The sequence below is a fragment of the Hahella sp. HNIBRBA332 genome, from assembly GCF_030719035.1.
Lineage (GTDB): Bacteria > Pseudomonadota > Gammaproteobacteria > Pseudomonadales > Oleiphilaceae > Hahella.
On record NZ_CP132203.1, the window covers coordinates 6,948,046 to 6,972,131 of the forward strand.

Consider the following 24,086-nt stretch of genomic DNA (forward strand, 5'->3'; position numbering starts at 1 on the left):
CTGTTCCCCGGCTTAACGGGGTGGATACTGCGATAATGACGAAAGAGTTCCCGATATTTCCGCTGAATTCCGTGCTGTGCCCGAAGGGGCGGTTGCCGCTGCAGATTTTCGAACAACGTTATCTGTCTATGATCAGCCGCTGCCTGAAGTCTCACGAAGGGTTTGTCATTGTGCTGATCAAAAACGGCAAGGAGGCGAGCGGAGAATGCACCTTCTTTGATGTCGGCTCTTACGCTAGAGTCGTCGACTTCCAGCAGCTGCCGAACGGCTTTTTAGGGATTACCGCAGAAGGCGAGTGTAAAGTGAGCATTTCCCACGCGCATCGACAAAGCGATGGTTTATATGTCGCGAAAGTTGAGGCGTTAGGTCTGGAGACGCCGATAGAAACGCCGGATCAATACTCTGAGCTGGCGGATCTTCTGGGAGACCTGTTGCGTCATCCTGTCATTCAGGCGCTGGGCATGAGCGTGGATTTTAATGACGCCCGTGATGTGGGATGGCGTCTGGTGGAGCTGTTGCCGTTGGCGATGGAGGATAAACAGTACCTGTTGACTTTGGATGACCCTGTCTATCGCCTTGAGCAAATCCGTTACCTGATCCATGCCTTGGCGGAGTAGCCCAGGTTGCCCATTTATTTCTGTCTTATCCCCGCATTTGAATGCTGACGGTTTCCGGCATGGTCCAGCCAAGATAGGCGCACGCCGCCATAACAAATCCAAATAGCAGCACATAACGCCAACTGCCTCGCCACATCGGGGTTCTGTCGAAATGGCTCTGCGCCACCCGGGCGAAGCCACAGATTGTCAGACCCAGTAAGGCGCCGCCGACGACATCCGAAAACCAATGTACGCCCAGATACAGACGACTGAACGCTATCAGCAAGGCGGCCATCGCGCCGGAAATATAAATCGGCCAGCGTCGCGGCGGGCTGAACTCCCTCGCCAGCATAGATGTCGCCAGCCCGTAGACCAGTACTGCGCCACTGGTATGGCCGCTTGGATAGGCGAAAGATTCAGGCGCCAACAGCGCCTCCGGCCGTGCAACCTGCAACCAGTGTTTCAGCCCGGTAGTGGCGGCGTGGGTGACCAAGCCCGCGCCAACGCAACACAACATAAGGCGCAGGTTTTTCTGCAGTAGCAACAAGAGGCCGAAGAAGCCGAAGGCGATGTATAGAAATGTGGGATCGCCCAGTAGCGTCAAGCCTATAAAAAGGTAATCCAGAATAGGAGTATGCAGACGCTGCATGTTTTCCGCGATCCAGGCGTTCAAGTGCGACACCGCGTCGGTGTTCATCACCAACAACGTCCACAGTATGAAAAGCAACAATGCGCAGGAGCCCAATAGAAAGGAGCTGATGGGATATTCTTTGACGCCGCTGCGGAGACTGTAGCTGTTGGACCATAAACGACCAACCCCCGGACGCTTAGCGCCGAAACGGAGCAGGGTGCGGTACAGTTTGCCGCTGGGACGCAATTGATAATGAAACTGTGTGAATAAGCTGGCCAGACTCACCAGGACAAGAATGACAACGGTTAATACCGGGTAGAAATGCGGAGGCAATGGCGTGCGCGTATCGATAGCGGCGCCGACCAGAAAGCCGGGCACGACGTAAAAGGGCGCCCAGGCCAGAGCGGACAGCAGATTAAAGGCAAAGAAGCGGCGCGCGCTCATATTGAGCATCCCCGCTACCAGGGGGATGACTGGACGGACAGGGCCTATGAAGCGCCCGATAATGACGCTTTTGCCGCCATGGCGCTGAAAGAAGCTTTCTCCTTGCGTCAGCAGGTCTGGGTATTTCGATAAAGGCCACAGCCCGCGAACGCGGACATCCAGGTATTTACCCAGATAGAAACTCAAGCCATCGCCACAAACTGCGCCTAAAAAGGCCGCGATGATTGTCCATTGCAGCGCCAGCGCGCCGCCGCCGCAAATCGCCGCGAGACCGAACAGCAATACGACACCGGGAATGATAATGCCGGCGATAGCCAGGGATTCCAGAAACGCCACGAGGAAGACGGCGATGGCTAACCAGTCAGGATGTTGTTGCACCCAAATGAGAAGAGAGTTCGGAGACACAGTGTTTCCTTTGCAACTGAATCTATTGGCGCATCGTCCTGTGGCAAGTATCTCCAGGAAAACGCTTTTCGGCGGGCTATTTTAAGCTGCAGGCGGCCGATTTTCTAACTTTCCGCCCTGAAAGACTGGTAATGTTTGGCTTCCTCGCGGCTTGTTTAGCAGACGAGAACAAAGGCCTGTGGCTTAATTGCCTGGCGGCGAAAGGGCCTCGGTTATTTGGACTTGCTTAGCACCACGCGGTTATGGCCAGACTGTTGGGCCTGTTTCAAGGCGGTCAGCGCACGGTCTGTAAGCGCCTGATCATCCGTTTCCCCGGATTTACGCGTCAGGCAGCCTACGCTGACAGTAAGGCTGTCGATGATTGGCCAGGTGCGCTCCTCCACGCTACGGCGTAAGCGCTCCGCGATCACTAGCAACCCCTCTTCCGGCGTCATCGGCAGCATAATGAAAAAACGGCCGTTGTCGACGTAGTAGATGCTGTCGCCAGCCCGGGTCATTTGCAGAAGCTGGGCTCCGAACTGAGAAAGCAGTTCATTAATGAAATTCTGCCCTTGCACTTCCCGTTGCTGGTCGAAAAAGTCGATCTCCAGTACCACCAGAGATAAGGGGTGTGAGGTGGCCTCCGACCGAGAAATCTCCTGCTTGAGCGAAAACTCCAAATGCTTTTGGTTATAGGCTCCGGTGTGCGGGTCCTTGATGGACGCATGCACCAGAAAACGGGATTTATGGTGATACAAATAGGCGTAAACGCCGGCCAAGCCGACTAACAGCGCATAACTGGTGGCGAAACGCAGCGTGCTGTAGAAGGAGTCGCTGTATGACAGGGCGACGCTGCTGATAAGCAGGGTGACGATATTGAAAGTAAAGGCGGGGCGCAGGGGGAGAAGCAGAAAGCTGAACAGCCCGATGCCGTACAGCCAATGAACGATCGCCTTTTGGCCGCTGCTTAGCTGCAGTGCGACTACCACAAGCATGACCGTCAGCACCGCGAGATGGCCGCCATAGGCGTTCAAATCGCTGCGCCGAGCCCAGGCGTAAATGGCTCCGAAAAGCATCGCCGGCGCCAGCAGGATGCTCATATAAAACAGGTCATACAAGCCATAGCGCACATTTTGCACGGACATGAACAACAGCAGGAATAGCGTCGCCAGGTATAAGGCGATGCGCGTACGGGTGCGTAGATAGGACTCAGCCAGCAAGTGTCGCTCCTCCTTCAGATTCCATTTCCAGGAAATCAGTCTGTTGATTCGCGCCTTTATTGCGGGCGAATGTGAGCGCGCGTCGAGCGTTGGCGATTAGGGTTTCCGGAGTATCGCCCACATTGAGCGTCGCCAGCCCAAGGCTGACGGTGACCGTAATCTCACGCGTGCTCAGCGCCTGTTTGGCTTTCACTCTAAGCTGCGACGCCTTCTTCGCCGCCTCTCTGGAGTTGCAGTGGGGCAGCAGGATGATGAAATCCACGTTTTCATAGCGATAATAACTGTCGAACAGGCGCAGGTTTTCGTGCAACATGCGGCCCAGCCTGTGCAGGATGTGATCTTTATCGTCTGTGGAGGCGTGCTCCAGGGAGTTGCTGTCGATGCTCAACGCCAGAATAGACAGGTCGGTGCCTTCCCGCTCGCTGCGCTGAATTTCCTTGTCGAGGTCCTGAGTCAGGTATTCGCGGGTGGAGGCCAGGGTAAGATTATCGGTGCGGCGTAACGGTTTGAGCTGCTGCTCTTTGATTTCTCGCAGATATACAAAAGCCAGAGACATCGCCAGGCTTAATAGATAGATGAAGAAGATCTGCACTTTTTCCGGCCCTTGATAGTAGCCGATAAGCGCCAGCGCCAATGCGATGGAGTAGGCGGAAGTGACAATCGTCGCCACTTGAATCCGATAAATCAGAAAGGCGATCAGCGGCACAATGTAGCACCATTGCTCGGCGGTGCCCGGAAAGCGTACCATCGCCGCCAGGGTGATGAGCACCAGAAATATCACGATGACATGGGACAACCATAACGGGGCAGGCTGCTCTCCATGGCGTTGATTGAGCTTGCCGTTAGCCAGCAACAGACCAGCAAATACGCCGGCGACGCCAGCCATCAACCACTCTGCAAAAAGTGCGGCGCCCAGCGCCAGAAGTGCGGCGACTACCGCTGCGAGAGAATAAGCTTTACTGCGCAGCTGGTTGTTTAGCTCAACGGGCGTCATGTTGTTTTATGTTATGCATCGGGGATTTGAGTATAAGTTGTCAGTATTATTCAGCATTTGCTGATGTATAATAGCCAGTTTACATCATGTTTCGGAAATACCAAGCAGAGGTCTTAGACTGCATGGATATAAATGCCTACATGCACGCAGTGGGGAGCGAAGCCCGCTCGGCGTCCCGTTTGATTGCTAAAGCAGACACCGGCGTCAAGAACAAAGCGCTGATCGCTACTGCGGAAGCTATCGACGCCGCGCGAGAAGAATTGATGGCCGCTAACGGCAAGGATCTGGAATCCGGCCGGGCGAATGGTCTGGACGCAGCGTTGCTGGATCGTCTGGAACTGACGCCAGCCCGTATCGACGCCATGATCGAAGGTTTGCATCAGGTTGCTGCGCTGCCGGACCCAGTAGGCGAAATCACGGGCCTCAACTATCGCCCCAGCGGAATTCAAGTTGGTAAAATGCGCGTGCCGTTGGGTGTAGTGGGCATCATCTATGAGTCTCGTCCCAATGTAACCGTTGAAGCGGCCAGTCTGTGTTTAAAGTCAGGCAACGCCACTATTCTGCGTGGAGGCTCCGAAGCCATTCACTCCAATCAGGCGATCGCTGCTTGCATTGAGAAAGGCCTGAAAGCCGCGGGCTTGCCGGCATCGGTGGTGCAGGTGATCAAAACGACGGACCGGGCCGCGGTGGGCGAACTGATTACCATGCCTGACTATGTAGACGTTATCGTCCCTCGTGGCGGTAAGGGGCTGATCGAACGCATCAGCCGCGAAGCCCGGGTGCCCGTCATCAAACATCTGGATGGCGTCTGCCATGTGTTTATCGACCGCGATGCGGACCTGAATAAAGCCCTGACGATTGCGGTTAACTCGAAAACTCAGCGTTATGGCACTTGTAATACCATGGAGACGCTACTGGTGGATGCGCCTGTCGCTGCTGCCATATTGCCGCAGTTAGCCCAGGCGTACGCCGATAAAGGCGTTGAATTGCGCGGGTGCGAGCGGACCCGGGAAATCCTGCCGCAGGCGCTGAGCGCAGTAGAGACGGACTGGTCCGAGGAATACCTGGCGCCGATTCTGGCGATCAAAGTCGTTGAAGATCTGGACGACGCGATTGCTCATATCAATCACTATGGCTCGCATCATACTGACTCGATTGTGACAGAGAGCTACAGCAAAGGCCGTCGTTTTCTGACGGAAGTGGACTCCAGCTCGGTGATGATCAACGCTTCCACACGATTCGCTGACGGCTTTGAATACGGCTTGGGCGCGGAAATCGGCATTTCCACCGATAAAATTCACGCGCGCGGTCCTGTCGGGTTGGAAGGTCTGACCTCACAAAAATACGTGGTGCTCGGAGATGGCCAAATTCGGCAGTAACGGGCGCGAGGAAAGATTTCCTACCTGATCATGCAGGAACATTCTCCTATAGTGCTGCTCGGCGGCACTTTCGATCCCATACACTTCGGTCACTTGCGTACGGCGCTGGAATTGCAGCAGCACTTCGGCGAGACGGCTGAAGTGCGCCTGATTCCCTGTGGCGATCCGCGTCACCGCGCCGCACCCAAAGCGTCCGGGGAACATCGCCTGGCGATGCTGCGGCTGGCGCTGGAAGGAGAGCCGAGCTTGCGCATTGACGAAATTGAAGTGCGCAGAACCGGCGCCAGCTACACGGTGGATACACTGTTGGAGCTGCGTCAGGAAGTGGGAAATCTACGGCCTTTGATATTCGTTATGGGAACGGATGCCTTCGAATCGTTGCCAAAATGGCGAAGATGGCTGGAAATTATTCAATTAGCCCATATAATGGTGGTTAACAGACCGGGTTGGTCATTTTGTGAGCAAGGTGAGTTGGGAGAATTTTTGCGTCAGCACTCCGCAGAGAGCAATAACGACCTGATACGCCAGCCTGCCGGAAAGGTTGGGTTCATTACGCTTACCCAAATGGGAATCTCCAGTTCCAAGGTGCGTGAGCTGATCGGCTTGCGCCTATCCCCCCGTTTCTTACTACCGGATTCGGTGTGGCGATATATTCGCCAGCATCGTCTGTATGGCGCTGTGAATGCCTAGGGCGCTTTCCTTTAATCTTAGCAACGCGACAGTTATCGGAAACCGCTTGCGGGCGGTGGGCGCCGCATTATTTAAATATTCTTTAACCCCCCCTCTATGAGGCGTTATGGAGACTGAAAATCTGAAAGAGTTAGTCATTAAGGCACTGGAAGATATCAAAGCAAAAGATATTTCCGTGCTGGATGTAAAAGACCGCACTAGCGTAACGGACTACATGGTCATCGCCAGCGGAACTTCGAATCGTCACGTTAAGTCCATCGCGGATAACGTCATTGCTGAAGTCAAAGCCAACGGCGGTCGTCCGCTGGGCTCTGAAGGCGGCTCGGCGTCGGATTGGATCCTGGTGGACCTGGGCGATATCGTTGTTCATGTCATGCTGCCGTCGGCCCGGGAGTTTTATGACCTGGAGCGCTTCTGGCGCGATTCGCCTGTGGCGGAATCCATGTCGCATCACATGTAATTCCGGCAATAAAGTATTTATTGACGATTAAAGAATTACAGTGCGGATAAAGCTAATCGCAGTGGGCGGTAAAATGCCTGGCTGGGTTGAGCAGGGTTATAACGAGTACGTTAAACGTATGCCTCGTGACATGCCCTTGCAGCTCTTCGAAATCCCCATGCCCAGGCGCCAAAAAAACACGGACCCGCAAAAGCTCAAGATCCAGGAAGGAGAGAGCATCCTGCAATCGCTGGGTTCCGGCGATCATGTCGTCGCATTGGAAGTCGAAGGCAAGCCATGGTCCACCCCTCAATTGTCTCAACAAATGGAGCGCTGGCGTATGTCCGGTCAGGATGTCGCTTTGCTAGTGGGGGGACCGGACGGGCTGAGCGATGCGTGTCGAGCGAGAGCGAATCAACAATGGTCGCTGTCGCCGCTGACCTTGCCGCATCCGCTGGTTCGAGTGCTGCTCGCAGAGCAGCTTTACCGGGCCTGGACCATATTGCAAGGGCATCCATACCACCGGGAGTGATCGTCATAGCGACGTCAGACCTGATCAAGGCGGGGGTGATCAAGCGGGCGGGCCGTATCGACGGCCCTGACCCTGATTGGGCTTTAACCCCGAACTAAGGAGATTCCTGGCCTCACCTCGAAAAATGAGAATAAGAGGGTAAGTATGGGAAAAATGGAAAGATAGTAAGTACCGTCCTCGGATAGATAGGACTAAGATAATAGCGCCTGCGTCCGCGATCAGAATAATATCTACCGGCGGAGCCTGACATAACCAGCAACTGACGGTATTGACCACATAGAGCCATGGCTTCCCGAGAGCTGAAAGACCACTTCCGCGAGCAACGCATTTTTTTCCAACGTGCCATCTGGGCTGCTCTGGGAGTGATCGCCCTGAGTCTTGCGCTGTTCGCCCGCTATTACTACCTGCAAATCAGCCAGCACGAAGTCTATAAGACCCTTTCTGACCGTAACCGCATGCAATTGCAGTCCATCACGCCCACTCGCGGTTTGATCTATGACCGCAATGGTGTTTTGCTGGCGGATAATCAGCCCACATTTTCCCTCACATTGGTGAAAGAACGGATAAAAGATCTGGACGCTACAATTGGGGAGTTACAGGACCTCCTTGAGATTACGGAAGATGATGTTGAGTCGTTCCGCAAGCGTATGGGGCAGCGCAGGCGTCCGTATGAGTCAGTGACGCTGAAGTCGCGGCTGACGGAGGAGGAGATCGCTCGCATCGCCGTGAACCGACACCGACTTGCGGGTGTTGAAGTCGAGGCGGAGTTGATCCGCTATTATCCGTTGAGCGACACGCTGGCCCACGTTCTGGGCTATGTCGGCCGCATTAGCGAGCGGGAATTGAAACAGGTCGACCCCGCCAATTACAGCGGCACTCAGTATTACGGTAAGCTTGGCGTGGAGCGCCATTATGAGAGCCTGCTGCATGGTTCCGTTGGCTATCAGACGGTGGAGACTGACGCGCGGGGGCGCGTTCTGAGAGTTCTGGATCGTGTTGCGCCAACCCCTGGCGCGGATATTTCACTGTATCTGGATGTCAATCTGCAACGCGCCGCCATCGAAGCGCTGGATGGCAGACGAGGCGCCGTTGTGGCGATAGAGCCTTCTACTGGCGGAATCCTCGCGCTGGTCAGTACGCCCAGTTTTGATCCTAACCTGTTTGTCACCGGTATCGACTCCGCGACTTATAAAGCGCTGCAGGATTCACCGGACATTCCTCTTTTTAACCGTGCGCTGCGGGGACAGTATCCACCCGGCTCCACCATCAAGCCGTTTCTTGGGTTGGCGGGACTGGATACAGAAATCATCAACGTCAACTCACGGGTATGGGATCCAGGGTGGTACCAACTTAAAAACGACGACCGCAAGTATCGAGACTGGAAGCGCTCCGGGCATGGTTGGGTGGACCTCAATGCGTCTATCGAGCAATCTTGCGATGTCTTTTTCTATGACATGGCCTTCCGTATGGGGGTCGATAATATGTACGCCTATATGGCGAAGTTCGGCTTTGGCGAACAGTTAGTCTACGACATCGACGAAGCTCAGGACGGCATTTTGCCCTCACGGGAATGGAAGCGCGCGGCGCGACGGCTTCCCTGGTTCCCGGGGGATTCGTTGAATATGGGAATTGGTCAGGGCTTTATGCTTTCCACGCCCATGCAGTTGGCCACGGCCACGGCGGTGCTGGCTAATCGAGGCAAGTGGGTGCGTCCCCGTTTGATCAAGACAATTAATGAAAGCGAAGTGACGGATATTGAGTCGCCTCCTGACGTCACGCTCAAGCAGGAGTGGTACTGGAACTATGTAATCAAGGCGATGGAAGGCGTCATGCATGGTCGCCACGGCACCGCCCGCTCCAGCGGTAAGGACGCCTCCTATAAAATGGCCGGGAAAACCGGGACGGCGCAGGTGATCGGCATCAAACAGAATGCCGTGTACGATGCGGAAGCCATCGCTGAACGTCACCGCGACCATGCGCTTTTTGTTGGATTTGCGCCAGTGGATAACCCCAAAATCGCCGTAGCTGTATTGGTTGAAAATGGCGGTGGAGGCAGTGGCGCTGCTGCGCCGGTGGCGCGCAAGATGTTTGACGCTCATCTGGTCGGGCCTGAACTGGAGCCAGGCCAGATGCAGGCGGCCTCGCCCTGAACTAGATTTGTATTGATGCGCGGGTAATTCCCGTAGCGACTATTACTATAAACATTCGTCCCGACCAGTGTCGGGAGACGCAGGTCGATACTTGGGATATGAAAAGCAGCGATTTCGTAAGGCAGTTACCCGGCGGTGAGGCGCATTTCAGCCGACCTCGTACGCTCGCCAGCATTCTTCACATCGACGTTCCGCTATTCACTCTGCTGCTGATTCTGGTGCTTGGCGGTTTGTTCGTGCTGTACAGCGGTAGTGAGAAAAGTATGTCCGATGTGGCCAGGCAAGGCATTCACTTTGCTGTCGCCTCTACTCTGATGCTTATTCTGGCCCGATTTGATCCGCAAGTGTTTCGTCGTTGGGCTCCTTGGGTGTTTTTTCTCGGATTGGCCGGTTTGGTAGCGGTATTGGCGGTCGGTAGCGACGCCAAGGGCGCTCAACGCTGGCTGAAAATTCCAGGCGTCGGCGTACGGGTGCAACCATCTGAATTCATGAAACTGGCGGTGCCGATGATGGTGGCCTGGTATCTGTCGGACCGTATTCTCCCTCCGTCCTTTAAGCATATTATTGGGGCGCTGATTATTATCTTTGTGCCCGCTGCCTTGATCGCTAAACAGCCTGACCTGGGAACGGCCATTCTGATCGCCGCGTCCGGTGTTTTTGTGTTGCTGTTTGCAGGGCTTGGGCTGCGGTGGATTCTCGGTTGTCTGGCGGGCGTTGCGGCGCTGGCGCCGGCGATGTGGTTTTTCGTCATGCACGACTATCAAAAACAGCGGGTGTTGACGTTCCTTGACCCCGAGTCGGACCCTTTACGCACTGGCTGGAATATTATTCAGTCCAAAACGGCGATTGGCTCCGGCGGTTTTGGAGGCAAAGGCTGGCTGGAAGGCACTCAGTCCCATCTGGACTTCCTGCCGGAGAGCCACACGGACTTTATTATCGCAGTACTGGCTGAGGAGTTCGGTTATATCGGCGTGGCGTGTATTCTTACGCTGTACATGATGATTATAGGTCGCGGGCTGTATATTGCAGCTAACGGTCAGGATACGTTTTCCCGTCTGCTGGCGGGATCGCTGATCATGACGTTTTTCGTATATGTTTTCGTCAATATGGGCATGGTGAGCGGTATTCTGCCCGTCGTCGGCGTGCCCTTGCCATTGGTCAGCTATGGCGGTACGTCCGTGCTTACTTTGATGGCGTCGTTCGGCATACTGATGTCGATTCATACTCATAAGAAAATGCTGTCCAGATAAACTCACAAGGCCGTCCCGCGTAGCGGGGGCGCCTCCGAGACGAAGGGGATCTATGCAATCCTGGAATGACATTCCGCAAAGAATAAAAAAGTCCGCGTTGGCGATGCTTATGTTTAGTGCATTGGGGGCAAGCGCAGTGAATGCGGCGGAAGAAAGCGTCGCATATAAATCTCACCCTGAAGCCAAGAAATTTATCGCCAGTATGGCGACCAAACATGGCTTTGATAAAACGCAGCTGCAGCAGATTTTCGCAGGAGCGGAAAAAAAACAGGAAATTATCGACGCAATGAAGCGGCCGGCGGAGAAAGTGCTGGAATGGAAGGATTATCGCCGGATATTTCTCACCGATCAGCGTATTGCAGGCGGTAAGCAGTTTATGAAGGAGAACAAGGACGCGTTGCTTCGGGCTGAAGCGGAATATGGCGTTCCTGCGCAGGTTATTACGGCGATCATCGGCGTAGAAACTCTGTATGGTCGTCATAAGGGGCGTTATCGAGTCATTGACGCCTTGTCGACGCTGGCGTTTGATTACCCGCCACGCAGCAAATTCTTCCGCAGCGAACTGGAGCATTATCTGTTGCTTGGACGGGAGCAGGGCTTCGATATCATGAGCTTGACCGGCTCATACGCGGGAGCGATGGGGTATGGGCAGTTCATACCTAGCAGTTACCGCAGCTATGCCGTTGATTTTAATGACGATAAGATTGCAGATATTCTGACTGACAAGATAGATGCGATTGGCAGCGTGGCGAATTATCTGGCGCGGCACGGCTGGCGTAAGGGGGATGACGTTGCTATGCAGGTCGAGATGAATAAAGCTCCGCCAGCATCGCTGCTGCCGAAGAAGCAGAAACCGGCGCATAGCGTCGGTAAGTTAAAAAAAGCAGGCGTGCCCGTCCCTGCAACATTGGATGATAAAACTCGCGCCAGACTGATGGCGCTGGAGGCGGAATCCGGCAAGGAATATTGGCTGGGGCTACAGAATTTTTATGTGATAACCCGCTATAACCACAGCGATTTATACGCCATGGCGGTGTTCCAACTCAGTGAGGCGATACGAAACGATGATTCGAGCAATACGGACGGGCCGACGGACGCGACTGGGGCTTAACGCCCTGGCGTTGCTGATGGTCTTGCTGGCGGCGGGGTGCTCCACGACGCCTTCCTCCCGCTATCATATTCAACACGACCGGGGACCGGACGGCGACGTGGACCTGAGCCACCTGAAAGAACCGACTCCCCGTAAAGAGCCGCGTAGTCGTGGCGGTAATAAGAGCCCTTATTCTGTTTGGGGTAAAACCTACTATGTAATGAACTCCAGCGACGGCTATGTGGAAGAAGGCGTGGCTTCCTGGTACGGAACCAAGTTTCATGGCTATAAAACGTCCAACGGTGAAACATACAATATGTATGAATATACCGCTGCTCATAAAAGCCTGCCGTTGCCAACTTATGTACGGGTGACCAATCTGGAAAATGGCCGCAGCGTGATTGTGCGGGTGAATGATCGCGGCCCATTCCACGGTGGTAGATTGATTGATTTATCGTACGCAGCGGCGAAAAAACTGGGCTATGACAAGAAAGGCACCGCACGCGTGCGAGTGGAAGTGGTGACGGAAGCGACAACGCCCGCCCAGGTGGCGCACGCGGCGACTTCCAAGCCGGTTGTGACGTCGGCTCCGACGCCGGATGCCGCGGAAGGATACTTTTTGCAGGTAGGGGCGTTCAGCTCGGAGCTGGGGGCAATTAAAGTTCGCAACCATATCAGCTCACTGCTGGATGCGCCGGTCTTTGTCAGCAAACCGGATGCAGGCTCTATTTATCGGGTAAGAGTGGGGCCGTTCGTCAAAGAGAAAGAGGCTGCTCGTTTTCTGGATATTCTGCAGCGCGCGGCCTATCCGGAAACCATGCTGATCAAGCGGGCGCTGAATAATCCCAGCATTTAAAGCCGCGTTACGGGTTACCGCAAGTTAATGCGACAGTGTTTTAGTTCGGGGTGAATTAACCCCGGCTTTCCGTTACTATTCAGCAGCAAAACCGCGACCTAATCACACACAAATCCAAGTAAAAGCCAGAGAACCAATCATGTCATTACCAAGGATGCGAGTTTATATTGCATTTTTCCTGTGCTGGGCCGTCAGCGCAGCCTGGGCGGACCAAGCTTCCCTGATACCCTCGGCGCCGCAAATCGCAGCCTCTTCGTACATTCTGATGGACGCTGAAAGCGGCGCCATTATCGTTGAGAAAAATTCTGAAGAACGTCTTCCCCCCGCCAGTTTGACCAAGATGATGACGTCTTATGTGCTGGATTACGAAGTTGACCAGGGCAACGTCAGCTTCAACGACGAAGCGCCGATCAGCGTCAAAGCATGGAAAACCGGCGGCTCAAAAATGTTTGTGCGCGAAGGCACCAGCGTTCGTCTGGGCGATCTGATCAAGGGCATTATCATTCAGTCCGGTAACGACGCCAGCGTCGCCGTTGCGGAGTTTCTCGCCGGCAGTGAAGACGCGTTTGCTTCCATGATGAACCAGCACGCGCAGCGTCTGGGCATGAACAACACCAATTTTGAAAACGCCACGGGCCTCCCTTCGGAGAATCATTACTCCTCTGCGCATGACTTGGCGAAATTAGCGAAAGCGATTATCAACGACTTTCCTAATCAGTATCCGATCTATTCCGAAAAATACTTTACTTACAACAACATCCGCCAGCCAAACCGCAACCTGTTGCTGTGGCGCGACAAGTCTGTAGACGGTTTGAAAACCGGTCATACGGAAGAGGCTGGATATTGTCTGGTGTCTTCCGCCGTGCGCGACGGCATGCGTCTGATCAGTGTGGTGATGGGCACCAAGAGCGAAGAAGCCCGCGCTCGCGAGACGCTGAAGTTGTTGAATTATGGTTTCCGTTATTTTGAAACCCACAAACTGTATTCCGCCGGACAAAAGCTGGTGGATAGCGATATTTGGGCTGGCTCCGCTGACACGGTTCCGCTTGGCCTGAGCAAAGAAATTGTAGTGACTATTCCACGCGGCAAAAAAGATGCGCTGGAAGCCACCGTCGATATCGATAAAGTTATTAAAGCGCCGATCGAAGTGGGCGCGGAGCTGGGCAAGCTAACTCTTAAGCTGAACGGCGAGTTGCTGCTGGAGAAGCCGGTGGTGGCTCTGGAAGCGGTTGAAGAGGCGGGCTTCTTCAAGCGCATCTGGCACGCTATCGTGCTGTTCTTTATGGGATTATTTGAATAACGCAAACGCCGGGACAAGGGCGAGCCAAAACGCCCTGTAAAAGCGTATAATAAGCAAACCTCTGGCCGCGTGGCGACCAGAGGTTTTGTTCATTTTTAACCCAGGCGGTTTGTCTTGGTTGCTGTTAAAGGTGCTCTCATGACCGATAGCCAAAAAGAGGCTCCCAAAATTGAATTTCCTTGCGACTATCCGTTGAAAGTCATCGGTGTGGCGGGGCCTGATTTTCAGGAAACCGTGGCGACAATTGTACGCGCTCATGCGCCTGAATTTGATGCGTCTTCGATTGACGTGCTCGACAGCCGCAACGGTAAATATCTTTCATTGCGCTTTAGCATTCAGGCCCAGAGCGAAGAGCATATTCGTCGCCTGTTTCTGGATCTGAAAGCGCACAGCGCTGTGCAAATGGTGCTGTAAGTCGTGACGCAGCAGGACCCTGTCGAGATGGAAGCTGTGGCGTCGACACAGACGTTGATCGTGCGGCGTTTTAGTCTGATGCCTTATGAGCCGGTTTGGCGGGCGATGCAGGACTTTACTCAGCAGCGCGACGCTGAGACTACCGACGAAGTCTGGTTGTTGCAGCATGAGTCAGTATTCACCCAGGGACAGGCTGGCGACGCCGAGCATGTGTTGTTTCCCGGCGATATCCCGGTTGTGCAGGTGGATCGCGGTGGCCAGGTGACCTACCACGGTCCCGGCCAACTAATGGTGTATTTACTTTTGGATCTGCGGCGACTCAAAATGGGCGCCCGAGATCTGGTGACAATGATCGAAAACACGCTGGTGGATACGCTGGCGGGATATGGTATCGAAGCCCATGCCCGCAAAGACGCGCCCGGCGTGTATGTGGGAGACGCGAAAATAGCGTCCCTGGGGTTGAGAATTCGGCGCGGTTCCTCATTCCATGGTCTGGCCTTGAATGTGGATATGGATCTGGAGCCCTTTTTGCGCATTAATCCCTGCGGCTATCAGGGATTGCGGATGACGCAGATAAAAGAATTCGTACCGGATGTGAGCTGGGCATCAGTCGCCGATGCGTGGCTGAGCCAATTTGTCCGCGCAGCGGGCTTCCAATCAGTTGTAGAGCAGAGAGGGTTACCCGGAGATGAGTGAAACCAATGTACAAGGTTCTCTGGCTGAGGCGCCGAAAGCGGCGGTCAAGCGGGTGGAGCAGGGCGTCAAACTACGCGGTTACGATAAAGTATCCCGCAATCCCGTCAAGATTATCGCCACTGACGCTGTGCCCAGAAAACCGGACTGGATTCGGGTGCGCCTGTCCTCCTCCCCCAGCGTGGAAGCCATCAAGCAAAAGCTGCGCAAGCTGAATCTGCATTCTGTCTGCGAAGAGGCGTCCTGCCCTAACCTGAGCGAGTGCTTCAGCCATGGCACCGCTACTTTCATGATCATGGGCGACATTTGTACTCGCCGTTGTCCTTTCTGTGACGTCGCCCATGGCCGTCCCAACGCACTGGACGAAAACGAGCCAACACATTTGGCGCAGGCCATTGCTGAAATGAATCTTAAGTACGTGGTCATCACTTCTGTGGACCGCGACGATCTGCGCGATGGCGGTGCAGGGCATTTCGCCCAGTGCATCAGCGAGTCCCGCAAATACAGTCCCAACCTGAAAATTGAGGTGCTGGTGCCTGACTTCCGGGGGCGCATGGACGTGGCGCTGGATATTCTGCGCGAGTCTCCGCCTGACGTGTTCAACCATAACCTGGAGACGGTGCCCCGCTTGTACAAGCAGGCGCGTCCCGGCGCTGATTATGCGTGGTCATTGTTGTTGCTGAAGCGCTTCAAAGAAGCCGCGCCGGATGTGCCGACCAAATCCGGTCTGATGCTGGGTATTGGCGAGGAGATTGAAGAAGTGAAGCAGGTCATGAGAGATCTGCGCGCGCACAATACCGATATGCTGACCTTGGGCCAGTACTTGGCGCCTTCCAAAGACCATCTGCCGGTCGTGCGTTTCGTACATCCTGACGAGTTCAAGGAACTGGCGGATTACGGCTACGAAATCGGCTTTAAACAGGTGGCGAGCGGCCCGTTGGTGAGATCTTCCTATCACGCGGACAAGCAGGCCGCCGGCGAGAAAATCTCCTGACGCGGAACGGTTAAAGGGAATATTGAATGCGGCATGAGTGATAAACCAGACGCCAAGAACAATGCCCGGGAGGTTGATCGTATCAAGACAGGAAGCTTTGAACGACGCCTCAGCCTGACGCGGGCGGGTTTGGTCGCGGGATCGCGGTTGGCGGGCAATATGGCCGCCAATCTGTTCAAGTCCCGTGAAAAACGTGAGGAAAGCCGTCGCGAAGCGCTGTCCCGCCAGGCTCAGTATCTGGTGGAGGAGCTGGGACAGCTTAAAGGCAGCGTCGTTAAAATCGGCCAGGTCATGGCGTTGTACGGCGAACACTTCCTGCCTGTAGAAGTGACCGAAGCCCTGCATACTCTGGAAGACCGCACTACCGCTCTGGGATGGAGCAAAATTCATCAGGTACTGTTACAGGAGTTGGGTGCGGATAAGCTCAAAGAGCTGGACGTTCAGCATGAGCCTATCGGCGCCGCCTCGCTGGGGCAGGTGCATCGGGCGCGACGCAAGTCCGATGGCCGGGAGCTATGTCTAAAAATTCAATACCCCGGCGTTGCGGAGGCGGTGGATTCGGATCTGGATTCCGTCGCCCGCTTGTTGAAGGTCGCCCGCATGGTATCCTTCGGCCCTGACTTCGACGAGTGGCTGGAAGAAGTCCGCGTCATGATGCACCGGGAAGTGAATTACAGTCTTGAGCTGGAAACCACCCGCCGCTTCGGCGAAATGCTCAAAGACGATGACCGCTTTGTCGTTCCCGAGGTGTTCCCCGAATATTCCACTTCCCATGTCATGGCGACATCCTATGAGCCGGGCCTGGGCGTCACCCATGCGCAAGTGCAGGAGTTGTCCCTGGCGCGTCGCAACCATCTGGCGCAGGCGGCTCTGGAATTATTCTTCCGCGAGCTGTTTGTCTGGGGCGAGCTGCAGACTGACCCCAACTTCGGCAATTATCGCATTCGCCTCGGCGCTAACACTGGCGAGCCGGACCGCATCGTATTGCTGGATTTCGGCGCTGTGCAGAAATACCCGGATTCCTTTATCCGTCCTGTGTGCGACATGATCCGGGCCTCCTATGAACGGGATCTTGAACGGGTCATCGAAGGAGCGGTGAAACTGCGCTTCATGCGTCGGGATTGGCCGACCAGCGTGCTTGATGAATTCGGCAAAGTCTGTATGGCGGTGCTGGAGCCGTTGGCGGCGGACGCGGAGGATGTCCCGGATTTCGCTCTGAATGCGGATAAGGAATACTGCTGGCGTCGCAGCGACCTGCCGACCCGTATCGCCAAACGCGCGGCAAAATCGGCGATCAACCGCTATTTCCAGATTCCACCGAAGGAGTTCGTCTTCCTCAATCGCAAGCTGGTAGGGGTTTACACCTTTGTTTCGGTGCTGGATGCGGAGTTCAACGGCAGCGCTATTCTCGAACGTTACCTCTATCCGCATACCGCCGCGCAAGGCGTTTAGTCTTCAACTCTGTTCAGGACGGGTCAAAGGCGTAAAAAAGGCCCCCGCGTCGTCCACCCTGAAAATAGAACGCGGGAGCCAGGAAGCGCATCACGCCGTCAGGCGCAAATGTTTAATGAAGTATGAGTTAGCGGTGCTGACAAAGCCTTTGGCGCATAGCAAATCCGGGTGCACGATGGGAATGGATTCACCGTCGCGGACAAAGCCCGAAATCAGCGCCTCCCGCCACAAAGGGCGTTCGTTGGCGTTAAATGCTTCGAATTGATCGTCGGTGATCTCCACTTTCACCGGCGCGTTACGGGTTTCCAGAGCGATATAGCCGTTTTCATGATTGGCGGCGGCGCGCAGCACCACCACGTTGACATGCTCATTGCTATTGCTGGGTCGAAGACGAAACACCGGCACCACATGCCCCATCCACTCCACTACATGCGAACAACTCGGTGCGGAAGTGGGCAAATCCTGCACTTCCACATCCTGCAGATATTCGCAAAGCGTATCGGCGACGAAGGCGATATTCTGGCGCTCGCCGGCGTCAGCTAACCAAACGAACATTTTGAAATTGGAATTGGGGGAGTTCATAGCGTAATGCCTTCTCAAAGTATTCGATCAGTTGATGGGCGCTGGTGTAGCACTCCCAGCCGGTGTTGTGACGCAGGACGCCTTCGATCGGGCTGGAGCCGACCATGAAGTCCGGCAGGCGACGCGGCCGGTGATTGGCGCGCAGCTTATAAATAGCGCGGCAGGACAGCGCCAGCGCCGGTTCGGTCCCGCTTTCGGGACTGCATATCAGGGCGGCGCGGGAATCGCCGCCCTGTAATCCGGGCTGAGGAATGAACCCTTCGCGAAATCCGTAAACGGGATACAGCTCGCCGTTAAAACGGATGCATGGAATGTGTTCTATATCCAGCACTTCTTCCTTGCCCGCCAGATAAAGAATGTCGCTGGCGGGCAGATACAAGGTCCTGCCCGCGGCGACCAGTGAGTAATACGCGGTTAAGCTCGACTTTTCTCCAATCATGTCAGCAACTCCCTGATGGTATCCATGAGCTCGTTGTCGTTGTAGGGCTTCGTGGCGTAAGCCGTCACCCCGGCCTTGTGGGCCAGACTACGATGTTTTTCGTGGCTGCGTGAGGTCAGCATAACCACAGGCATGTTGGCCCAGTCCTGCTGCTGACGCAGGTGTCGGGTCAACTCCAGTCCGTCCATGCGCGGCATTTCCATATCCACCAACAACAGGTTGGGAGTGATGTGCTGCAGTTTCTCGACTGCGTCGAGGCCATCGCTAGCGGTGACGACTTCAAAGCCGCAGTCCTGCAGCAACTGCTTGAGGGTGCTGCGGACGCTGAGGGAATCGTCTACTACCAGTATTTTCGGGGAATCAACCTGGCTCTCGGTGATGATGTGAGCGGTTTGATACGCCTGCTTGGACTGATTCTGCTGCAACAGATCCGACAGGTTCAGCACGGGCACCAGCGAACCGTCGCCGAGGATGGTCAGGCCGAAAACGCCGCGCAGACCGGGGATCAATTTACCTGGCGTCCGCACGACCAGCTGTTCGCCGGTGAGCAGCATGTCCACGGCGATGGCCACAGTGCGCTCGTTGAGTTCGGCGATCACCACCGGTTTGCCGGCGCCTTCCGGTGCAGGTTGCCCGTAAAGGCGCTGCGCCAGATCGATATAAGGGTAAAGCTGACCGTCGTATTCCAGATAGGGCTTGCCGGCTACTTCTTCCAGTTCGCCAGTGTGCGTCGGCAGAATCTGCTTCAGCACGGCGGTGGGCAGCGCGAAGCGTTGTGCGCCCACCAGCACCAGCAACATGTATTGGGTGATTTCCTTCACCGGCACGCGGATCAGCAGCCGGCAGCCGCCTTCGCTATCGAAGCTGAAGCGAACCGTACCGCCAAGCAGTTCAACCTGGCTGCGTACAGCGTCCATGCCAATGCCGCGACCGGACAATTGGGTGGCTTTGTCTTTGGTGCTGAAACCGGGGAGCCAGACCAGCTGCGCCAATGATTGATTGTCCGGGCGTCCGCCATCGGCGGGCAGCAGACCCCGTTGCTTGGCCTTCTCGTAGATACTGTCGAAGTTGAGGCCGCGGCCGTCATCGTTCAGGCTGATTTCCAGAAAGCGACCGTCCTGACGATAGTTCAGGCTGATCAGGCCTTGCCCGGACTTACCGGCGTCGATGCGTTCTTGTTCGTCTTCGATGCCGTGGTCGACGGCATTACGCAACAAGTGCATCAGCGGGTCGGCCAGCTTCTCTACCAACTCACGGTCCACCTGAATGTCTTCGCCGACAATGGTCAGATCGGCCAGTTTGCCGGCGGCGCGGCAGGCCTGTCGCACACAGCGCTGCAGGCGGCCGCTCAGTACTTGCGCGGCAACCCGTTGGCGCGACAGCAATTGGTGTTGCAAGGTGTCGATGTGGCGATGCTGCTGACGCATCAGGGCGTCCATCATGGCCAGTTGGTCCTGCAGTTTCTGGTTCAGCTCGCGTACGTCGGCGATCGCCTCGAACAGCTGGTGAGAGCAGCGATGCATATCGTCGTAGCGGTCCATCTCCAGTGGGTCGAGATCCAGCGCATGTTCACTGTCCGGGCGCAGTTTGCGCGCCATGCTGCGGCTGTCGATCAGGCCTTCCAGCTCCAGACGGGTCTCGTTCAGACGGGTGTCATGGCCTTTCAGGTCAAAACCGGTGATCTGCACCCGCTTGTACAGTTCCTGCGCCTGTACGGTGTTGATGCTCATCTCTTCCGCCAACTGCAACAGCTGCTCCAGGCCAGCGTTGTCCTGAGGGGCGGCGAACTGTTGCTGCGCGGGCGCCGTTGCTTCTTCCGGCGCAGACTGTACAGGCGCGGCCGGCGCGCGGTCAGCGGTGTTATCGCGAGACGGTAGCGCCACCACTTTGTCATCCACTGGCGTGGCGGCGACGTCCGTTTCCACATGATGCTCCTGCATCGCCGCCCAGGCGGCTTCGGCTTTTTCTGGAGAACGCCAGTGCACCAGCGCGTTGAGCAGGGGCAGGGCGTCTTCCGGCGGCTGATCCCGTCCCAGCAGATGATCGATCATGCTGCTGACGCAATCCGCGGCGCTGAGCAGCATGTCTTTCATTTCTGCGCTCCACTCCGCCTTGCCGTCCGCCAGGGCTTCGAATATTTCCTCCATGGCGTGGCTGATGTTGGCGACGCCTTTGATGCCGATCAGGTTGGCGGCGCCTTTCAATGTGTGGCTGGCGCGCTGAGCCTGCTGTAGAAAGGCTTTCTTGTCCGCCAGATCGCCATGCAGGGAGGACAGCGCGTGGAATAACGCATGAGTATGGTTGGGCGAGTCCAGCAAAAACGCCTGGAATACCTCCTGGTTGGCGCCGTCCGATGGAACCAGGGAGATATCTTCAGGGGTTAACACGGCGTCTTCCGCCGCCTCGTCCATAAACTCGTCGTCGCTGAGCTGGAAGTCCACCAGATTTTCCAGAATCGCTTGCTGCGTCTCTTCGTCCAGACGTTCGCCCCAGGTGGCGTCGTCGATAAACTGCATCAGGCACAGGCAGCTTTCTTCTGAGGCGCCGCTTTGCAGGTATTCGTGCAGCAAGGCGGGCCATTGTTCCAGTAAATCCGCCAATTCAGGATCCACCTGATCGATGGATTGCAGGCGAATCGCCACCATATCGAAAAGCAGCTGCAAGCCGGACAATCCCAGGTAGGCGCAGGTTTCGCCCAGGGTTTGCAGCAGCTCGCAATAGCAATGGCGGGCTTTGATCGAATCCCGCATTTTTACCGCCTGCTTGGCGAACTCCGGCAGCAGGGCGGCGGTTTCTTCCCACAGCGACGCCAGAATTTCCTGGTGAGGTTCGGGGAGGTCAGAGGGGGGCGTGAAATCAGAAAGGTCGAATGTTATTTCCGGTTCGTCTTCCGTGATTTCCGCCACATCCATCGCTGGCAAAGGGGCGCTGAGTTCAGTGGCAATGTCGGCGAAATCTTCTTCATAGACTTCCGCGACCAGCTCGTCGGCGTCGTCTGTTTCCGCTACTTCCATTGAGGGGATAGTCTCGGTGGAGGCGGTTGTGTCCGCAGCGGCGCCCTCAGGTTGCGATGGACCATAGTCATTCCAACTATCGGGGCCGGCGGCGTTTTGCTGCGCTTGCAGTAATAATTGTTCTTCCGCCAGGGGTTCCAGTCTGTGCAGCCAATCGATGATGGACCAGACCTTTTTCGCCTCAACCGGGAAATTCGGCATGGTTTCATTGCTTCGCGGGTCTTTGGGGCCGTCGCTGGCGATGTTCGCATACAGGCGTTGCAGGCGCGCCTGCAATTCCGGCATGGTCGCCATCTCCAAAGCGTCATTGACGTTTTCCAGAGCGGCGAAGACTAATTCCGCATCGACGGTCCGTTGCGTCGCCGCCACGTCCTCCAATTCCGCAGTAAAGGTGCGAATGAGTTCGACGGTGGGTGAAACAGGGTCTTGCTTGTGCATAGACGGAATCCATCCTGGTTAGTGGTTGCGGGCGCTCCCGGGGGAGCGCGCCAAACATCAGGTTTAAACAGCAACCTTTTCCCGGCGGCTGGCGCATCTTGCGAAGGCGTCAGCCGCAATCCTCCTACTTCCTAGCTGGCCTGCTTGAGGCGTCCCGGCTCTTCTTTCGCCGGTGCGCCTGCGCTGGGAATCATCAGCTTGCTTGGCGCGGAGGCGCTGGTTTCCAGCGACTCCGTGGACAGCTCCGGTATCCGGATATTGGTGGAGACGGAAGCCGGCAAGGTGAACAATTCCACCGTTTGTTGCAGTACTCCAGAAGCAGTACGCAGTCTTTCTGTGTGCAAGGACTGGCGTTTCAGCTCCATGTCGGTGACGCGGGTGCTGGCTTCGATTTCGCCGGCCTGTTGACACACATTCTGGGTTTCTTTGGCCTGGGCCAGAGAGTTCTGCGCGATCTTCTCTACCGCTGTTACCAACTCGCGGGTGGTCTTCTGCGTTTCCTGCATCTGAGAACCGGCCTGGGTGGCGCGTTTAGAACCGTTGACCACCTGGGTGATACTGTTGTTCATGGTGTCCACCGCATCCGCCGTTTCGGTCTGGATGTTGCGAATCAAGCTGCTGATCTGGGATGTGGCGTTACGTGAGCTTTCCGCCAGACGCTGCACCTCGTCTGCAACCACCGCAAATCCGCGACCGGCTTCACCTGCTGCCGCCGCCTGCATACTGGCGTTCAAGGCCAGTACGTGAGTACGTTCCGCGATGCTGTTGATGATGTCGATGATGCCGCTGATCTCCAGAGAACGTTCTGACAGACGCTTGATGCGTTTTTCCGTTTCGCTGATGGAGTCGCGAATTTCGTCCATACTCTCGACGGTATTTCCTACCGCCTCATAGGCTTTGTCAGTGGAAGAAGAAGCGCTTTGCGCAATCTGGTTACAGGACTGACACCACTTGGCGATTTGCGCCATGTGTTTGGCCACGCTATCCAGTTTCTGGATAGTTTGCTCGATCAGTTGCCGCTCTTGATCGGCGACGCCGACAACCTTGCGGGTCTGCTCATCCACCATGACGCTGGAGGCGCTGACCAGGTTACTGACGTAACGGATTTTACCCAGTGCTTCGGAGGTTTCCTTGGTAACCAGGTTCAAGGCGTCTGCAACCGGCCCAGTGATGTCTTCGCGTACAGTCAGTTTGGTGGTGAGATCGCGATCGCTGAGTTTGGAGGTGCCTTCCAGCAGTTCGATAACCGAGTTGTTGAGGACATCGTTTTCTCTTTCGATGCGAATCAAGGTCGCCACTTTCTCGTTCAGCAGCTGGTCGAGGGCCTGACCCAGCGTAACCAGCTCGTCGGTGCCGGTGAGGGCGGTGCGGGCTTCGGAATCGCCTTGCTTGACCTTGTCCACGGTTTCCGCGATGACGTTGACCGGACGCAGGATGGAGCGACGAATGTACTGCGATAGACCGATAGCGCCGCCTAAGCTCAGCAGAATAATGGCTGAGCCGGCGATCAGGGCGACATTCAATACGCCTTCGGAGGTTTCAAACGCGACCTGCGCTTGTTGGGTCAATTGGTCCGCGTAAGCGGTGGAAGCGTCGTTGAATGGCCCGATATACTCAGACAAGTCGTTCAACAGGAACAGTTCCAGGTCGGCGCGGGACTGGTTGCCGCCCATGGCTTTGAACTGGTCGAAGGCGGTGAATACGCCGGAAACGGTTTTCTGCATGTCGGCGAAGCCGGACTGCTGTTCACCGCCCTGATTGGACGTGGAGGCGCTCAAAGCCTGCCAGTCCGATTCAAACTGCTTGCGGGCTAACGCCAGTCTGGCGTCAGCATCCGCCCAGGTGACCACACCGGTATTCAGACTGTTGATGGTGTCCACCATGCCTTCCTGCAGGGTGTTGATCAAATGCGTCAATCGTGATGTTTCGTTGACCTGATTATGCAGTTTCTCGGATGAGTTTCTTGCATAGGTCAGGGCGAAGAAGGCCAGTGATCCGATGACCACCAGCGTTAACGCCATAACCAGCGTTTGCGACAACAGTCGTTGTCCGACGCTGAGTTTGCTGAGAGAAAAAGTACGGTTCAATTTCATGATAATGCTCCT

The 24,086-nt window shown here is 55.7% G+C and carries 21 protein-coding genes; 14 read left to right on the forward strand and 7 right to left on the reverse strand.

Annotated elements, in window-relative coordinates:
- The first annotated feature begins 35 nt into the window (after positions 1–35).
- Positions 36–617, forward strand: a complete 582-nt coding sequence (locus O5O45_RS30930; protein WP_305903089.1) for an LON peptidase substrate-binding domain-containing protein — start codon at positions 36–38, stop codon at positions 615–617.
- Between the two features lie 25 nt (positions 618–642).
- Here O5O45_RS30930 and O5O45_RS30935 read toward each other — a convergent pair whose 3' ends face one another.
- From O5O45_RS30935 to O5O45_RS30945, 3 genes are all read right to left on the reverse strand, one after another.
- Positions 643–2,076 (reverse strand): bifunctional DedA family/phosphatase PAP2 family protein, encoded by a 1,434-nt coding sequence (locus tag O5O45_RS30935; protein WP_305903090.1) that lies wholly within the window; start codon positions 2,074–2,076, stop codon positions 643–645.
- 212 nt (positions 2,077–2,288) lie between these two features.
- Positions 2,289–3,275, reverse strand: a complete 987-nt coding sequence (locus tag O5O45_RS30940; protein WP_305903091.1) for a GGDEF domain-containing protein — start codon at positions 3,273–3,275, stop codon at positions 2,289–2,291.
- Positions 3,265–4,269, reverse strand: a complete 1,005-nt coding sequence (locus O5O45_RS30945) for a GGDEF domain-containing protein (RefSeq protein WP_305903092.1) — start codon at positions 4,267–4,269, stop codon at positions 3,265–3,267. Before O5O45_RS30945 ends, O5O45_RS30940 begins: the two co-directional genes overlap by 11 nt.
- A gap of 122 nt (positions 4,270–4,391) precedes the next feature.
- On the opposite strand from O5O45_RS30945, the gene O5O45_RS30950 reads away from it, so the two are divergent.
- The 13 genes from O5O45_RS30950 (at position 4,392) to O5O45_RS31010 (ending at position 17,508) form a co-directional block, all read left to right on the forward strand.
- Positions 4,392–5,648 (forward strand): glutamate-5-semialdehyde dehydrogenase, encoded by a 1,257-nt coding sequence (locus tag O5O45_RS30950; protein ID WP_305903093.1) that lies wholly within the window; start codon positions 4,392–4,394, stop codon positions 5,646–5,648.
- Positions 5,649–5,678: 30 nt separating this feature from the next.
- Positions 5,679–6,338: a nicotinate-nucleotide adenylyltransferase gene (nadD, locus tag O5O45_RS30955; protein WP_305903094.1), complete on the forward strand. Its 660-nt coding sequence runs from the start codon at positions 5,679–5,681 to the stop codon at positions 6,336–6,338.
- A gap of 106 nt (positions 6,339–6,444) precedes the next feature.
- Positions 6,445–6,798: a ribosome silencing factor gene (rsfS, locus tag O5O45_RS30960; RefSeq protein ID WP_305903095.1), complete on the forward strand. Its 354-nt coding sequence runs from the start codon at positions 6,445–6,447 to the stop codon at positions 6,796–6,798.
- 40 nt (positions 6,799–6,838) lie between these two features.
- The gene (gene rlmH / locus O5O45_RS30965; protein WP_305903096.1) at positions 6,839–7,309 is read left to right on the forward strand and encodes a 23S rRNA (pseudouridine(1915)-N(3))-methyltransferase RlmH; all 471 of its coding nucleotides are present in this window, start codon (positions 6,839–6,841) and stop codon (positions 7,307–7,309) included.
- 284 nt (positions 7,310–7,593) lie between these two features.
- Complete coding sequence (gene mrdA / locus O5O45_RS30970; protein ID WP_305903097.1) at positions 7,594–9,459, forward strand: penicillin-binding protein 2; 1,866 nt, start codon at positions 7,594–7,596, stop codon at positions 9,457–9,459.
- Between the two features lie 98 nt (positions 9,460–9,557).
- Positions 9,558–10,709 (forward strand): rod shape-determining protein RodA, encoded by a 1,152-nt coding sequence (gene rodA, locus O5O45_RS30975; RefSeq protein ID WP_305903098.1) that lies wholly within the window; start codon positions 9,558–9,560, stop codon positions 10,707–10,709.
- Positions 10,710–10,761: 52 nt separating this feature from the next.
- Positions 10,762–11,820 carry a lytic murein transglycosylase B gene (mltB, locus tag O5O45_RS30980; RefSeq protein ID WP_305903099.1) on the forward strand — a complete coding sequence of 353 codons (1,059 nt, stop codon included), beginning with the start codon at positions 10,762–10,764 and terminating at the stop codon, positions 11,818–11,820.
- The gene (locus O5O45_RS30985) at positions 11,774–12,655 is read left to right on the forward strand and encodes a septal ring lytic transglycosylase RlpA family protein (protein ID WP_305903100.1); all 882 of its coding nucleotides are present in this window, start codon (positions 11,774–11,776) and stop codon (positions 12,653–12,655) included. Before mltB ends, O5O45_RS30985 begins: the two co-directional genes overlap by 47 nt.
- A gap of 139 nt (positions 12,656–12,794) precedes the next feature.
- A complete protein-coding gene (locus O5O45_RS30990; RefSeq protein WP_305903101.1) occupies positions 12,795–13,955 on the forward strand; it encodes a D-alanyl-D-alanine carboxypeptidase family protein in 1,161 nt (386 codons plus the stop codon).
- Positions 13,956–14,093: 138 nt separating this feature from the next.
- A complete protein-coding gene (locus O5O45_RS30995; RefSeq protein ID WP_127968676.1) occupies positions 14,094–14,369 on the forward strand; it encodes an HP0495 family protein in 276 nt (91 codons plus the stop codon).
- A gap of 27 nt (positions 14,370–14,396) precedes the next feature.
- Positions 14,397–15,065 (forward strand): lipoyl(octanoyl) transferase LipB, encoded by a 669-nt coding sequence (lipB, locus tag O5O45_RS31000; protein ID WP_305906263.1) that lies wholly within the window; start codon positions 14,397–14,399, stop codon positions 15,063–15,065.
- Positions 15,058–16,056, forward strand: coding sequence for a lipoyl synthase (gene lipA, locus O5O45_RS31005; protein ID WP_305903102.1), 999 nt, complete (start codon positions 15,058–15,060; stop codon positions 16,054–16,056). The genes lipB and lipA overlap by 8 nt, the downstream gene beginning before the upstream one ends.
- 33 nt (positions 16,057–16,089) lie before the next feature.
- On the forward strand, positions 16,090–17,508 hold the full coding sequence (locus O5O45_RS31010) for an ABC1 kinase family protein (RefSeq protein WP_305903103.1): 1,419 nt from the start codon (positions 16,090–16,092) through the stop codon (positions 17,506–17,508).
- 90 nt (positions 17,509–17,598) lie between these two features.
- Here O5O45_RS31010 and O5O45_RS31015 read toward each other — a convergent pair whose 3' ends face one another.
- From O5O45_RS31015 to O5O45_RS31030, 4 genes are all read right to left on the reverse strand, one after another.
- A complete protein-coding gene (locus O5O45_RS31015; RefSeq protein WP_305903104.1) occupies positions 17,599–18,090 on the reverse strand; it encodes a chemotaxis protein CheW in 492 nt (163 codons plus the stop codon).
- Positions 18,044–18,529: a hypothetical protein gene (locus tag O5O45_RS31020; protein ID WP_305903105.1), complete on the reverse strand. Its 486-nt coding sequence runs from the start codon at positions 18,527–18,529 to the stop codon at positions 18,044–18,046. Before O5O45_RS31020 ends, O5O45_RS31015 begins: the two co-directional genes overlap by 47 nt.
- Complete coding sequence (locus tag O5O45_RS31025; protein ID WP_305903106.1) at positions 18,526–21,981, reverse strand: hybrid sensor histidine kinase/response regulator; 3,456 nt, start codon at positions 21,979–21,981, stop codon at positions 18,526–18,528. Before O5O45_RS31025 ends, O5O45_RS31020 begins: the two co-directional genes overlap by 4 nt.
- Positions 21,982–22,112: 131 nt before the next feature.
- Positions 22,113–24,074 (reverse strand): methyl-accepting chemotaxis protein, encoded by a 1,962-nt coding sequence (locus O5O45_RS31030; RefSeq protein WP_305903107.1) that lies wholly within the window; start codon positions 24,072–24,074, stop codon positions 22,113–22,115.
- Between the last annotated feature and the right edge of the window lie 12 nt (positions 24,075–24,086).